This is a genomic window from Streptomyces sp. NBC_00285, assembly GCF_036174265.1.
Lineage (GTDB): Bacteria > Actinomycetota > Actinomycetes > Streptomycetales > Streptomycetaceae > Streptomyces.
Window position 1 is genome coordinate 2,342,990 of the sequence record NZ_CP108055.1, and the last position, 11,834, is coordinate 2,354,823.

The following is an 11,834-nucleotide window of genomic DNA, read 5'->3' on the forward strand; positions in this document are numbered from 1 at the left end:
GGCGCGGGGAACTGCGCGACCAGCCACGTCCTACCGGCACCCTCCCCACAACCCGCGGGAGCCCCTACCGTGCACCACATGCGCCTATCCAGACGAGCCCTCCTCGCAGCGACAACGGCAGCAGCGTCACTCACCTCGACCCCACCGGCTTCCGCCGCCCAGCCCAGCCGCAGGCGGACCGGCTTCGAGAACCTGGCCGCATCTGGCTACGCAGCCCTGCACGGCCAGAAGGTCGGAGTCGTCACCAACCGTTCCTAGGGACTGAGCGGGAGTGAGTCCTGTTGCCAGGTCTCATGCTCGGCCGAACGCCCCGGACGGTGTTGGGCGTTCTGGTTGCCCGCGTTCGCTCCGCGTCCGGCGCTCACGGATCGCGTCCGTGGTCCGGGGATGCGGGGGCGGGTTCCCTCACGCCCGGGAACACGCCGATCAGCCTGGACGGTCCGATGCCCCTGCTCATCACTCCGGTGAGCAGGGGGCGGTGCCGTCCGTCGCCGGATCGAGTGTCCCTGGGCGCGCCTTCCGATCGCCACGGCAGCAGCCTCATGGCGAGTGGTCTTACGAGTCGTCGTAGCGAGGGGCTTCTGCCAGTGCTGGGCGCCCCACTTCGAGGTGTAGGCCGGATCGACGGCGATGACCGCGATACCCGTGGCGTCGGCCATCGACGCCAGCCGGGCGCGGAGCTGACCGGTGGGCAGGCCGGAGATCAGCTGCCGGAAGCGTTTCCTACGCCCATGCTTCTCCCGGGTCTTCTCCGCGCCGAAGTCCAGATCCTCCACCGCGATCGCCTGCACCCCACAAGCGCGGGCCCAGTGCAGCAGGCGGGTCAGGGCGTGGCGGACCTGGGCGTCACGATGGGGCGCGGTGCCGGTCAGGTCGTAGAAGAAGCGGCGCGGGGCTCCGGTCGGGTTGCCGTGGGTGTCGAGGCGCCAGGCGGCCAGGTGGTCGGCGTTCATGTCGACGCCGATCACGCCGTGCGTGACCGCGGCCTCGATCGGGACGGTGGGGGTGGGCGACAGCTGCCAGGCGGCCGTCAGGTACCAGCGGTCCCGGTCGGCGTCGTAGTGGATGCGGTAGGCGATCGCCCGGTTGGCCGCGACGCGATCCGCCCACTCGGTGCCCCGGTGCGCGAACGCGACCCGGCAGGCCAGGACATACCGTCCGTGCGGGGCATTCGCCAGATGGGTGAGCGGGGCGGGGAGTTTGATGCTCGCCTCACCGTCGGGGCTGATGCGGATCGTCTCGTTGCCGTAGCGCTTGCCGGACTCACCGTCCGCCTGGCAGAACCAGCGCTCCGCCTCCCACCGCCCACGCCACGCGGACCCAGTCAGGTGGGCCGCCTCCAGGTGGTGGCGGGTACGGGCCAGACGCTTGCCGCCGCGTACGACGTGCACGATGCCGGCCTCACGGTCGGCCCGCGCTGCCGTCAGCCGGTCCTCAAGCACCCGCAGCCGCCGGGACTTCGCATGCCACTCCCGCGCCGATCGGTACCCCCCGGGCGCCTTCTTCGTCCCCTTCTGCCCGACCGGCTGGGACAGCCGGTTCTCGATGGTGCGGATGCCCGCTTCCAGGTGCTGCAGGTGCGCCCACTGGCCACGGCGGGCCAGCGCCCACTGGTCGTGCGTGGCCTTGGTGATACTGCCCGCCCACCGCGACGACGACAGAGGCGTCAGCTCCCGCTTACGCACCGCCCACGCCTGACCGGAATACGAAAGGCCGTCCCGGCAACGAGCCTTGAGATCCTTCGAGGCCAGCGACCCCAGATGCCCGCCCACCAGCCGCAGCACCATCTCGTCGTCGGGTGTCAGCTCCCTGAGGCGGGTCCGGACGGCCACACCGCTGGGACCGGACGCAACGAACGGCGCAGCGAGACTCCTCAGTTCACCCACCCTGTCACCCCCGCCCGAAGATCCCGTCGCCAGGGGAAACGAGCGCCTCCCATGAAGGTCACGCATTCGATGCGAGAACGCCAGTTCCCCACTGAAACCGACACCACCACCGAGGCGCGTGACACAAGACAGACCAACAGCTCTCACTCCCGCTCACCCAAACCCTCTTGAACGCACTCCAACGGCAGCAGCTCCAAACCCCACCGGCGTCACCCGCGACGTACGCCACATCGTCGACGTCATGCACGCCGACGAAAGGGTGCGCCTCACCGCTGTCTTCGGCCCCGAGCACGGCTTCCGCGGCACCGCCCAGGCAGGTGGTTCCGAGGGCCGTTACGACGACCCGGCCACCGGCCTGCCCGTCTACGACACGTACCTCAAGAGCGGCCCTCCCCTCGCCGACGTCTTCACCGCCTCCGGCGTGGACACGGTCGTCTTCGACATCCAGGACGTGGGCGCGCGCTTCTACACCTACATCTGGACCCTGTACGACTGCATGGAGGCGGCCCGGCTCGCCGGCAAACGCTTCGTCGTCCTGGACCGCCCGAACCCCGTCACCGGCCGTGAGGCCCGCGGCCCCGTCCTGCACAGGGAGTTCGCGACCTTCGTGGGCAGACAGCCCATCTCCCAGGCGCACGGTATGACCGTCGCGGAACTGGCCCGCCTCTTCAACGGCGAGTTCCTCAACTCCCCCGTCCCCCTGGACACCGTCCTGATGACGGGCTGGAGACGCTCCGAGTTCTACGACGCCTGGAACCTCCCCTGGGTCCCCCCGAGCCCGAACATGCCGACCCCCGACACCGCACTCGTGTACGCGGGCACCTGTCTCTTCGAAGGCACGAACCTCTCCGAGGGGCGCGGTACCACCCGCCCCTTCGAACTGCTGGGCGCCGAGGGCATCGACGGCCGCTGGGCCGACGCCGCGAACGAACTGGGCCTGCCCGGCGTGCACTTCAGGGAGGCCTACTTCGCGCCGACCTTCTCCAAGTTCCAGGGGAGGACCGTGGGCGGCATCCAGATCCATGTGCACGACAGACCCGCGTACGACCCCGTCCGCACCGGCGTCGCCCTTCTGGTGACCGCCAAGAGGACCTGGTCCGGCTTCGGTTGGCGCCCGGACAACTGGATCGACAGGCTCACCGGCTCCACCCTCGTGCGCACGATGATCGACGGCGGTGCGGGCACCGACGAGGTCGTGGCCGGCTGGCGGGAGGAACTGGCGGCGTTCCGCCGGATCCGGAAGAACTACCTCCTGTACCGATGACCCACGACGTGCGGCCCTTCCGCCGGCGGCGGGCCGTGTGCACTGACCCGCCGCCGCACCGCCGTACGCCTACCGGTGCGTGGTGAACTCCACCACCTGCTGGAAGGTCGGACGGTTCTGCCAGCTGATGTTGTAGTGCTTGATGCCTCCCAGGGTGCGCTGGACGATCGAGTCGGCGCACCACTGGTCGCCCGCCGAGCACAGGGTGTCGCCGGGGTAGACCTGGGCCGCGGTCTTGCCGGACGCGGTCTTCAGGGTGCTGATCAGGATGTCCCGGCAGGCGCTGAGGCTGCCGCCGCCGCAGTACGTGTTCGCCAGCGGGCCCTTCACCGACTCACCGAGCACCGAGCGCATGTCCTTGTCGACGTAGCTCCACCAGCCGAACTGGAAGGAACTGCCCGCGTGGGCGCCGGTGGGACCGTGTGCGGCCGACGGGGACTCGTCGACTGACAGGTTGGCCGTGAGGGCGGTGTACAGGTTGCTGCCGAGACCCGGGGAGAACTCCGCCTGCACCAGCAGTGGCCACCACGCGTCGAGGATGCGGACCGCGTCGGCGTCGGCGTACTTCTTCGAGCCCGCCGACGTCTCGGTGCGTTTGCCGCCCGCGGTCAGCCACGCCTGGAGTTTGGTGACCGCGGCCGCTGCCGTGGAGTCGGTGACCGTGGAGCTGTTGACCACCTTCAGCAGGTCCGGGAGCACGTCCTCGGCGCGCAGGTCGGTCAGGGACGCGTCCGCCATGGCCTTGACGAGCGCGGCCCTTGTGACCCCGCCCGCGGCGACCAGTTTCTTCACCCGGTCCTCGAGAAGGTTGCCGCGGTGCACGGACCCGTCGCCCCAGGAGGCCGCCGAGTAGTCGAGCGCCTGCTTGTTGTTCCAGGAGATGTAGTAGTCCTGGTCGATGGAGTTGGGGTGCGCGGAGGCCGGGGTGTAGTCGGCGGTGTTGGTTGCCGGGTCCCAGTTCTTCCACTCGTACGCCGCCTGCGCCCACACCGGGAACTCGGCGTCGACACCGGCCGCGCGCACCGGGTTGTTGCCGCTGTTGTAGTACGCGGTGTGCGTGGAGTCGGCGTAGAACCAGTTGAAGGTGTAGTTGATGTGCTGCGCCGCACTCTGGAAGGTCTGCGGGCTCTTGACGTAGTCCGGGTCGTTCAGCATCTGGAAGCCGATGATCGAGTCGGCCTCGTGCATGTAGGAGGAGCGCAGGGTCGTGTAGGCGACCTTCTTGCCGCCGACGGTCGCCCGGTATTCGACCGGACCGTATTTCGTGCGATAGACCCGCATCGTGTACGACCCGGCGGCGGTGCTGTCGGCCGTGGTCGGGGCCCAGGTGTTCTTCTGCTCGATCATGTCCATGGCCGTGCAGGTGCCGTGGTACAGGTAGTGGTAGTCGTCCTGGCACAGCTCGACGGCGTAGCTGTCGATGATGTCCTGGCCGGAGGTCGTGGCGGACCACGCGTAGTCCTGGCCGCGGCCCAGCTCGACGTACATGCTCAGGCCCGCGAAGGACGCGCCGCGGGCGCTGATGCCCGGGCCCTGGATCTCCTGGAGCATGAGCAGCTGGGGTGCGAAGTAGCCGGTCTGCGGGCCGAAGACGGCGACCGGGTGGCCGCTGGCGGTGTACTTCCCGCTGACGACGAGGGCGTTGGACATGCCGCGCTTGGCCGAGGTGAGGGCGTTCGCGGTGGCCGTGGCGGAGGCCGCGCTCGCACTCTGGTCGGCGCCGGTGCCCGAGGCGTCGTAGACCAGTGGCACGGTGCTCACCGAACCGGCGTCGGGCAGCGCCTCGCCCTGCGGGGCGGCGGGCTTGGTGGCGTAGGGGAAGCTCTCGCCGTTGTGGACGGTGAGGGCGGCCTCGGGGTCGTTGCGCTCGCGGAAGGACTCCCAGACCTCGGTGCCCTTCGCCACGCCGTACTGCTGCTGGGCGGCCATCAGCGAGATCGCGTTGTTGACCTCGCCGCCGCCCCCGGAGCCGAACAGGGCGCCGATGACGGAGGCCAGCGCGACCAGGTCGGTGATCTTGAAGTGGTCGATCGTGCCGGCGTTGGTGACGGAGTCCTTGTGGCCGGTCAGCACGTACTCGCCGGGGAAGTAGCGGCCGCTGTCGGAGGCGTCGATGTAGGAGTTGATGCCGGAGAGGTAGGCGTTGGCGTCGGCGAGGGCCTGCTGGCCGCGGGCGCCGTTGGTGGCGACGGCGTTGTCGATCTGCGCCTGCAGATCCGCCTCGCTGTAGGGCGCGTCGCGCCAGAACTGCTGTTCAAGGCCCTGGTTGGAGGCGGCACCGCCGGCGAAGGAGGTCAGCTGACCGCGCCCCACGTGCCGGAAGACGTCCATCAGCCACAGCCGGTCCTCAGCCGCGGCATAGCCCGCGCCGAACTCCGTGCCGTATCTGGTGGTACCGGTGATGTGCGGTACGCCCGTCTTCTTGTCGCGGACGATCGTCACGTCGGTGCGGTTCGCGGGCTTCTCGGTGGAGGCGACTTGATCGGACGCGACCCCGAACGACGCGTCGTTGAAGAACGTGTTGATCGTGGAATTGGTGAGCGTGGAGTAGCCCTTGGCCAGGTTGGCGTAGGGGCCGAGCTGGTCCTCGGCGTGGTCGGGCTGGGTGCCGAAGGCCTGGTTGAGGAGGACCTGCGCGAGGGTCGCGTTGCCGTTCTCACCGGGCGGCAGGATGTCGGAGCACTGTCCGCCGCAGTAGTCGTTGGAGGCCGCCGCCGTGGCTGTCGTCTGGGCGAGCGGGGACAAAAGAGCGGCAACCAGGACGCATACGGATGCCGACTTCAGGAACCCGGAGAGTCTGCCGGGAGTTCTCAGTCTGTCAAGGAGGGTGCGCGAGGTGCGCCGTGGCATGGCAGCTCCAACCGACGGGGGGTGTGCCGGGACGTTACCGCCGGTATCCCCGGTAGTGAAGATGAACATGCGTCAAGTTTTGGCAGGGGTGCGTGGGCTTATGGGGGGCATCGGAAATCGGATGGAGCCAAATCGCCTGTCGATACGTCTATTCGGCAACGCCGTACGAAGTCCGTACGGCGACGCCGAAGTTGACCGAAGTACAGGTGCAGGTGTGACGGAGGTGCAGGGCGATGGCCGGTTTCCGGAGTCTGGCGAGACAGGTGCGAGACCCGCGGTGCGATCTGGCGCTTCGGCGCTATTCGCTGCGCAAGTGCCTTGAGCGGTTCGCTCCTTACGGGCACAGGGCGACCTGGGACCATTTGTGCTCCCGAGCAGGATTCGGTCCCGAGGACCGCTCCCCCGACCCGGCGCGGCTCGTGGCCGCACTGGAGGAGTTGGAGGACGCGCGTTCGGTCTGGCTGGCCTACGAGGTGGAGTTCGCCGAGCGACGCAAGAAGGAGAAGCACGACGGGTTGCGCAGGCCCGGCACTGTGGACGACTGGCACCGGCTGACCTGGGGCGGCTTCGGTGTCGCATGGTGCGACGACCCCCGGGTCCACCCCGATGAATCGCTGGCCGAGGTGCTGCGCCGGCTGATCTCCGCACTGGAACGCGAACCGGGCGCGGTGTGCCCGGCGTGCGACGGGGACCGGCTCGCCTGGAAGTACGAACTGGACCACGAACCCTCGACGGGTCCGGTCTGCACGGAATGCGGAATCCTGGTCCCGCGGCCCGTACTCACGCCCGAAGCCCTGGCGGACGCCAGGCGCGGACGGCTGCTGGTGCCGGCCTAGAGCGAGTGGCGCGCCGGGGTGCGCCGGGGATGCCGCACCCCTTTTTGTCCGGTTCGATCCGCCAGGCCGCTGTCCGGCCGATCCCTCCGGATCGACCTGTCAGTGCCGACCGGCACCATGGGGGAATGGTGCAGGTGTGTCTGAACGGTCCGCGCGGAGCCGCCGACGGTACGGCGGTGCCGCTCACTCCCGAGACCATGGCGCAGTCGGCGGCCGACGCCGTCGCGGCGGGCGCCGTGGACATCCATGTCCACCCCAAGACGCCGTGCGGGCAGGACACCTTGTCGCCGCGCGTGCTCGCGGTGACGCTGGAGGCGATCCGGGCACGCGTGTCGGTCCCGGTCGGCGTGACCACCGGCGCCTGGACCGTACGGGACCCCGCGGCCCGGCTCGCCCGCGTCCGGGACTGGAGCGTGCTTCCCGATCACGCCTCGGTCAACTGGCACGAGCCGGGCGCCGAGGAGGTGGCCGCCGCACTGATCGGCCTGGGGGTCGGCGTGGAGGCCGGCATCTGGTCGGGGACGGACGCGGCGGAGCGGTTCGCCGTGTCCCCGCTCGGACCGAGGGTATTGCGGGTTCTGGCGGAGGTGACGGACACGACGGCGCCGGAGGCATCGGCGCGCACGCTTCTCACCACGCTCGGCGCCGCGCACGGCCGCGCTGTGCTGCTGCACGGCGAGGACGGCGGCGCCTGGCCGGTGCTGCGGCTGGCAGGGCGGCTCGGGCTGGCGACCCGGATCGGCCTGGAGGACACCCTGCTGCTGCCCGACGGCCAACGGGCCCTGTCCAACGCCCAGTTGGTGACCGAGGGGCTGGTCCAGCACGGATGGGCCCGGCGCTCGTCGTAGGGCAGGTTCAGGAGCCCGACGCATATCGCCAGGTCGGGCCCACTCCGGGGCGCGGAGACGGGCGGGGCGTGTACGGCCGGCCCAGGACCCGCTCCCCCGACAGCGACCTGTTCCCGACCCGTGATCGCTCCCTGCGTACGTCGCCCTATCGGCTGCGCGGCCGTTCCGCCAACAGGCGTGAGCCCGTCAGCCGGTCTCCGACGACGTCGTCCGGGTTGGACAGGACGCAGGTGTCCAGGGAGAGACAGCCGCAGCCGATGCAGTCGGTGAGATGGTCGCGGAGGCGGTTCAACTGCTTGATGCGCTCGTCGAGTTCGGAGCGCCAGACCTCGGAGAGGCGGGCCCAGTCCTCGCGCGTGGGGGTGCGTTCCTCGGGGAGTTCGGAAAGGGCCTCACGGATCGTGGCCAGCGGGATGCCGACGCGCTGCGCGGCCCGGACGAACGCGACCCGGCGCAGTGCGTCGCGGGAGTAGCGGCGCTGGTTGCCCGTGGTGCGGCGACTGCCGATCAGGCCCTTGGACTCGTAGAAGTGCAGGGCGGAGACGGCGGCGCCGCTGCGGGCGGCGAGCTGGCCGACAGTGAGCTCATGGATCTTCTCGGGAATCTGGGGCACCCCTCGAACCCTACCCACGCCGCCTTCCGCGATCAGCGGGCCGGTCACCCCCGCGGTCCGTTGACACGGGCCCCGCGGCCGACCATGCTAAGCAGTCGCTTAGACATGATGTGGCGAGGAGGCGGGACATGGCAGAGCCGAGGATCTTCACGGGCGCCGACGACCTGAAGGCGGCGGTGGGCGAACAGCTGGGACACACCGACTGGCTGGAGGTCGACCAGAAGCGCATCGACCTGTTCGCGGAGGCCACGGGCGATCACCAGTGGATCCACGTCGACCCGGAGAAGGCCGCCACGGGCCCCTTCGGCACCACCATCGCGCACGGCTATCTCACCCTCTCCCTGCTGCCGCTCTTCGGGCCGCAGCTGATCAAGGTCGAGAACGTGAAGATGGGCGTCAACTACGGGACGAACAAGGTGCGTTTCCCCGCGCCCGTGCCTGTGGGTTCACGGCTGCGGGCGACCGCGCGGATCACCGGCGTCGACGACGTGGCGGGCGGCGTCCAGGTCACCGTCGCCTTCAGCGTGGAACGCGAGGGCGGCGACAAGCCGGTGTGCGTGGCGGAGTCGGTCTCCCGCTACTACCTCTGAGCGGCTACGTCGCCGCGCCCACCATCCGCAGTACGAGGTCGGCGTCCAGTGCGCCGACCTCGTCGGGCGTCCAGGGGCCGTCGAGGTTGAACCAGCGGGCCACGTCGACACAGAGCGACATGACGGCGATGGTGGTCCCCCTGACGTCCAGCACGTCGAACTCGCCGGAGGCCACGCCGTCCTCGATGATCCCGCGCACCTCGGCGTCGCACTGCCGGCGCAGCGCGAGGATCTCGGCGCGGGCGTCGGGGCCCAGCGAGTCCAGTTCGTACTGGACGACCCGGGCGGTGGTACGGCCGCCGGCGTGCCAGCGGACGAAGGAGCTCACGGCGGCCGCGAGCCGCTCGGCCGCGGTGCCCTCGCGGCGGGCCGCGACCTGGAGGATCTCCAGTGCCTTCTCGTGGCCGATCCGGCTGATGCGGTGGAGCAGCTCTTCCTTGGTCTTGTAGTGGATGTAGAGCGCGGCGGGACTCATACCGGCCCGGCCCGCGATGTCCCGGGTCGTGGTGGCGTGGTAGCCGCGCTCGGCGAACGCCTCCACCGCGGCGACGAGCAGCCGCCGCGCCGCGTCGGGCGTGACCTCGCCCCACGCCGACGTCTCGCCGCCGGCCGTCTCCTCCGCCGTAGTCATCGCACGCCCCTCTCCACTGTCGGAGACACCACCATACCGCCGAACCTGAGCGAGCGCTTAGCCACCCCGCTCGGCCTGGGAACGGGCCAGGTCAGAGCTTCTCGAAGGGGTCGTGTTCGGCGAGCAGTTTCTCCAGGCGGGCCTGGTCGACGCGGCTGACGATCTGGCCGGCTTCCTGACGGTCCCGGATCACCTTGGCCAGCGTGAAGGCGGAGGTGACGAGGTACAGGACGGCGATCGCGAGGAAGCCGCGCACCCAGGCATCGGCGTGCAGTCGGTAGATCCCGACGGCCGTGGCGGTCATGGCCACGGCGAAGGACGCGACGGCCTGGCCGTAGAAGGCGGCCGTGTTCTGCTGCTTGACCGGTGTCTCACTCATGGCCCGAGTCTCGACGACCACGGTCCCGGTCACATCCGTCCGGATACTCAGACGGGTACTCAGAAGGCCGAGACGCCCGTCAACGCCCGCCCGATGACCAGCTTCTGGATCTGGCTCGTGCCCTCGTAGAGCGTCATCACGCGGGCGTCGCGCAGCAGTTTGCCCGCCGGGTACTCGTCGATGTAGCCGTAGCCGCCGAAGACCTGCAGGGCGTTGTTCGCGGCGCGTACGGCGGCCTCCGAGGCGAAGAGCTTGGCCTTGGAGGACTCGACGGTGAAGGGCAGTCCGCGGTCGATCAGGTCGGCGACCCGCCAGGTCAGCAACCGGGCCGCGTCCACATCGACGGCGATGTCACTGATGAGTTCCTGGACCAGCTGGTGACCCGCGATCGGCTTGCCGAACTGCTCGCGCTCACCGGCGTATCGGACGGCCGCGTCCAGGGCGGCCTGAGCGATGCCGACACAGCCCGCCGCCACCGACATCCGCCCCTTGGCCAGCGCGGACATGGCGACGGAGAAGCCCTTGCCCTCCTCGCCTAGCATCGCGGAGGCGGGCACGCGCACCCCCTCCAGGACCAGTTCGGCGGTGGCCTGCCCGCGCAGGCCGAGCTTGCCGTGGATGGTGCGGCGGCTGAGGCCGGGGGTGTCGGCCGGGACGAGGAAGGCGGAGACGCCCTTGTGGCCGGGAGCGTCCGTCGACCGGGCGAACAGCAGGACCACGTCGGCCCAGGTCCCGTTCGTGATGAACATCTTGGTGCCGTCGATGACGTAGTCGTCGCCGTCGCGTACGGCTCGGGTGGTGAGGTTGCCCGCGTCGGAACCGGTGCCCGGCTCGGTGAGGCCGAAGCAGCCGACGTACTCGCCGGAGGTCAGCCCCGGCAGCCAGCGCCGCTTCTGCTCCTCGTCGCCCCGGGCGGCGATGGTCTTGGCGACCAGGCCGAGCGAGACGGACACGATCCCGCGCACGGAGGAGTCACCGCGCCCGAGCTCCTCGGTGACCAGGCAGTACGCGAGGTGGTCGCCGCCCGAGCCGCCGTACTCCTCGTCGATCGTCAGCCCGAGGAAGCCGACCTCGCCGAGCTTCTTGACGATCGCGCGGTCCACCTCCTCCGCGCGGTCCCAGGCGATCACGTGGGGGGCGATCTCACGGTCCACGAAGTCCCTGGCGAGTTGGCGGACGGCGGTCTGCTCCTCGCTGAGTCCCAGGTGGACCACGAGATCACCTCACTTGAGAGAGTACCGTTAAATTAGCACTGCTAGTTTCTGTTCCGCAGCCCTACTATGTGGGCCATGGCCCGACCGCGCAAGCCCCTCCTCAGCACCGACCGGATCGTCGAGACGGCACGCGCGCTCGTGGACGCGGAGGGCCTGGCTGCCCTGTCCACGCGCAGGCTGGCGGCGGAACTCGGCGTCAGCGGCCCGTCGCTCTACAACCACTTCCGCACGAAGGACGAGATCCTGGAGGCGGTCGCCGACTCGGTGAGCACCCAGGTCGACCTGTCGCTGTTCGAGGGCGACCGCGACTGGCGGACCTCGCTGCACGACTGGGCCCTCTCCTACCGCAGCGCTCTGCGCGACCATCCGAACATCGTCCCGGTGCTGGCCCAGGGCCCCGGCCGCCGCCCCGCGGGACTGCGCCTCGCAGACGCCGTCTACGGCGCGATGGTCGACGCGGGCTGGCCGCCGGCGCAGGCCACGTCCATCGGCGCGCTGATGCGGTACTTCATCATGGGCTCGGCGCTCGGTTCCTTCGCGGGGGGCTTCGTGGACGACGCGAGCGCCTACGACCCGGCCGACTATCCCCACCTGGGCCAGGCCCACCTCCTCGCCGAGCGGCAGGAGAAGATCGACGAGCGGGCGTTCGAGACGGGACTCCGGGCGCTGCTGGACGGGCTGGCGCAGCAGTACGAGCAGGTGCGCCAGCCGGTGTGACGACAC

The 11,834-nt window shown here is 70.0% G+C and carries 12 protein-coding genes; 6 read left to right on the forward strand and 6 right to left on the reverse strand.

The annotated features are described in order from the left end of the window. Positions 1-78: 78 nt before the first annotated feature. Positions 79-258, forward strand: coding sequence for a hypothetical protein (locus OHT57_RS10685; RefSeq protein WP_328745890.1), 180 nt, complete (start codon positions 79-81; stop codon positions 256-258). Here the strand turns inward: OHT57_RS10685 and OHT57_RS10690 are convergent. Continuing rightward, complete coding sequence (locus OHT57_RS10690) at positions 255-1,886, reverse strand: transposase (RefSeq protein ID WP_328745892.1); 1,632 nt, start codon at positions 1,884-1,886, stop codon at positions 255-257. The two genes, OHT57_RS10685 and OHT57_RS10690, sit on opposite strands and share 4 nt — an antisense overlap. 91 nt (positions 1,887-1,977) lie before the next feature. Here OHT57_RS10690 and OHT57_RS10695 point away from each other — a divergent pair, with 91 nt between their 5' ends. Beyond that, complete coding sequence (locus OHT57_RS10695; RefSeq protein ID WP_443053607.1) at positions 1,978-3,150, forward strand: DUF1343 domain-containing protein; 1,173 nt, start codon at positions 1,978-1,980, stop codon at positions 3,148-3,150. A gap of 69 nt (positions 3,151-3,219) precedes the next feature. Here OHT57_RS10695 and OHT57_RS10700 read toward each other — a convergent pair whose 3' ends face one another. Further along, the gene (locus OHT57_RS10700; protein ID WP_328745894.1) at positions 3,220-6,000 is read right to left on the reverse strand and encodes a penicillin acylase family protein; all 2,781 of its coding nucleotides are present in this window, start codon (positions 5,998-6,000) and stop codon (positions 3,220-3,222) included. 233 nt (positions 6,001-6,233) lie between these two features. Here OHT57_RS10700 and OHT57_RS10705 point away from each other — a divergent pair, with 233 nt between their 5' ends. Together OHT57_RS10705 and OHT57_RS10710 are read left to right on the forward strand one after the other, a co-directional pair. Continuing rightward, positions 6,234-6,836, forward strand: a complete 603-nt coding sequence (locus OHT57_RS10705) for a hypothetical protein (RefSeq protein WP_328745895.1) — start codon at positions 6,234-6,236, stop codon at positions 6,834-6,836. A gap of 125 nt (positions 6,837-6,961) precedes the next feature. Further along, complete coding sequence (locus OHT57_RS10710; protein ID WP_328745896.1) at positions 6,962-7,684, forward strand: 3-keto-5-aminohexanoate cleavage protein; 723 nt, start codon at positions 6,962-6,964, stop codon at positions 7,682-7,684. 145 nt (positions 7,685-7,829) lie between these two features. On the opposite strand, the gene soxR is transcribed toward OHT57_RS10710, so the two are convergent. Further along, positions 7,830-8,297, reverse strand: coding sequence for a redox-sensitive transcriptional activator SoxR (gene soxR, locus OHT57_RS10715; RefSeq protein ID WP_328745897.1), 468 nt, complete (start codon positions 8,295-8,297; stop codon positions 7,830-7,832). A 128-nt stretch (positions 8,298-8,425) separates the two neighbouring features. On the opposite strand from soxR, the gene OHT57_RS10720 reads away from it, so the two are divergent. Then, positions 8,426-8,887: a MaoC family dehydratase gene (locus OHT57_RS10720; RefSeq protein ID WP_328745898.1), complete on the forward strand. Its 462-nt coding sequence runs from the start codon at positions 8,426-8,428 to the stop codon at positions 8,885-8,887. Between the two features lie 4 nt (positions 8,888-8,891). Here OHT57_RS10720 and OHT57_RS10725 read toward each other — a convergent pair whose 3' ends face one another. The 3 genes from OHT57_RS10725 to OHT57_RS10735 all read right to left on the reverse strand — a co-directional run bounded on the left by OHT57_RS10725 (position 8,892) and on the right by OHT57_RS10735 (position 11,111). Beyond that, complete coding sequence (locus OHT57_RS10725; protein ID WP_328745899.1) at positions 8,892-9,518, reverse strand: TetR/AcrR family transcriptional regulator; 627 nt, start codon at positions 9,516-9,518, stop codon at positions 8,892-8,894. Between the two features lie 91 nt (positions 9,519-9,609). Continuing rightward, positions 9,610-9,897 (reverse strand): YiaA/YiaB family inner membrane protein, encoded by a 288-nt coding sequence (locus OHT57_RS10730; protein WP_328745900.1) that lies wholly within the window; start codon positions 9,895-9,897, stop codon positions 9,610-9,612. Between the two features lie 59 nt (positions 9,898-9,956). Beyond that, positions 9,957-11,111, reverse strand: a complete 1,155-nt coding sequence (locus OHT57_RS10735) for an acyl-CoA dehydrogenase family protein (protein WP_328745901.1) — start codon at positions 11,109-11,111, stop codon at positions 9,957-9,959. A gap of 75 nt (positions 11,112-11,186) precedes the next feature. On the opposite strand from OHT57_RS10735, the gene OHT57_RS10740 reads away from it, so the two are divergent. Next, complete coding sequence (locus OHT57_RS10740) at positions 11,187-11,828, forward strand: TetR/AcrR family transcriptional regulator (protein ID WP_328745902.1); 642 nt, start codon at positions 11,187-11,189, stop codon at positions 11,826-11,828. Positions 11,829-11,834 lie beyond the last annotated feature (6 nt).

What these genes read in the sequence shown, in the direction of transcription:
- OHT57_RS10700 (WP_328745894.1), bottom strand. Translation starts at nt 6,000, where the DNA reads ATGCCACGGCGCACCTCGCGCACCCTCCTTGACAGACTGAGAACTCCC.
- OHT57_RS10740 (WP_328745902.1), top strand. Translation starts at nt 11,187, where the DNA reads ATGGCCCGACCGCGCAAGCCCCTCCTCAGCACCGACCGGATCGTCGAG.
- OHT57_RS10720 (WP_328745898.1), top strand. Translation starts at nt 8,426, where the DNA reads ATGGCAGAGCCGAGGATCTTCACGGGCGCCGACGACCTGAAGGCGGCG.
- OHT57_RS10705 (WP_328745895.1), top strand. Translation starts at nt 6,234, where the DNA reads ATGGCCGGTTTCCGGAGTCTGGCGAGACAGGTGCGAGACCCGCGGTGC.
- OHT57_RS10730 (WP_328745900.1), bottom strand. Translation starts at nt 9,897, where the DNA reads ATGAGTGAGACACCGGTCAAGCAGCAGAACACGGCCGCCTTCTACGGC.
- OHT57_RS10685 (WP_328745890.1), top strand. Translation starts at nt 79, where the DNA reads ATGCGCCTATCCAGACGAGCCCTCCTCGCAGCGACAACGGCAGCAGCG.
- OHT57_RS10710 (WP_328745896.1), top strand. Translation starts at nt 6,962, where the DNA reads ATGGTGCAGGTGTGTCTGAACGGTCCGCGCGGAGCCGCCGACGGTACG.
- OHT57_RS10725 (WP_328745899.1), bottom strand. Translation starts at nt 9,518, where the DNA reads ATGACTACGGCGGAGGAGACGGCCGGCGGCGAGACGTCGGCGTGGGGC.